Below are 1,403 nucleotides of genomic sequence, written 5' to 3'. Positions count from 1 at the left end.
GCTACGAGGGCACGCTGACCCTTGTGGGCGACGAACCTCACGTCCCCTACGACCGCCCCCCGCTGTCCAAGCAACTCCTCGCGTCCGAGTGGGACGTCGACCGGCTCGCCCTGCGCACCCCGGCCGACCTCGCCGGCCTCGACCTCGACTGGCGTCCCGGTACCGCCGCCACCGGCCTCGACCTGACGGAACGCGAGGTGCGGCTGGCCGACGGGTCGACGGTGCCGTACGACGGGCTGGTCGTCGCCACCGGCGTACGGCCGCGCCGGCTGCCCCGTACGGACGCGCATGTGCTGCGCACCCTGGAGGACGCCCTGACGCTGCGGGACCGGCTGGCGCCGGGGCGGCGGCTGGTCGTGGTCGGCGCCGGGTTCCTCGGCGCGGAGGCCGCGGCCGTCGCCTGGCGCCTCGGGGCACGGGTCACCCTCCTCGAACCCGCCCCGGTGCCGCTCGCCCACGCCGTCGGCACGGAGGTCGGCGCCGCGCTGGCGCGGGCGCACCGTGACCACGGGGTGGACCTGCGCACCGGGGTCACCGTCACCGAGGTGACCGAGGGTGGGGTGCGGCTCGCCGGAGGTGGGACCGTCGAGGCCGACGAGGTGCTGGTCGCCGTCGGCTCGGTGCCCAACACCGAGTGGCTGGCGGACAGCGGACTGGACGTGAGGGACGGCGTCGTGTGCGACGCGTACTGCGAGGCCGCCCCGAACGTGTACGCGGCCGGGGACGTCGCCCGCTGGTACAACCCGCTGTTCGGCACCTCGATGCGGATCGAGCACCGTACGCACGCGGCCGAGCAGGGCATGGCGGCGGCCCGGAACCTCCTCGCCCGTCCCGAGGCCCGCAAGCCGTTCGCGCCGGTGCCGTACTTCTGGTCCGATCAGTACGACATGAAGGTGCGGGCGTACGGCCATCTCCGGGGCCACGACGAGGTGGCCGTCGTGGACGGCGACCTGGGCGAGCGCCGGTTCGTGGCCGTCTACCGCACGGGCGACCGGGTCACCGGTGCCCTCGCCGTCGGGGTGCCGCCCAAGGCGATCCGGCAGTGGCGGCAGGCCATCGCGGCCGGAGCCGCCTGGCACGAGGCCGTACGGGGACCGCGGGGCCACGAGGCCGTCGGGCCGGGTCACGACGCGGCCGGGACGGTCGGCCGCGGCTTCGTGGGAGGCGGAGCGTGACGGAACGGCCGTCCTACGCCGTCCGTTCGTCGCTGTCGCGGACAGCGCGGCCATGGTGCGGGCGAGGAGGACGCGGTCGGCCGGCCGAGATCGCCGCCGCCGTGGCATTCCGAACCGGCCCCGAAGCGCGCTACATCAACGGTACGGGCCTGCTCGCCGACGGCGGCCGGGCCGCGTGGCCGCGTCGGCACCGACCGGTGTGACACCCCCGGCCGCCCCGGCGGCACC

Annotated in this window: 1 protein-coding gene; it reads left to right on the top strand. The window is 76.2% G+C overall.

From position 1 onward, the window contains the following. On the top strand, positions 1-1,175 hold a 1,175-nt coding region (locus AOK15_RS35295; protein WP_079058884.1), incomplete at its 5' end, for an NAD(P)/FAD-dependent oxidoreductase. Positions 1,176-1,403 lie beyond the last annotated feature (228 nt).

Source organism: Streptomyces ossamyceticus (assembly GCF_001418475.1).
GTDB lineage: Bacteria > Actinomycetota > Actinomycetes > Streptomycetales > Streptomycetaceae > Streptomyces > Streptomyces ossamyceticus.
This window is presented reverse-complemented; position numbering and strand designations above follow the sequence as displayed.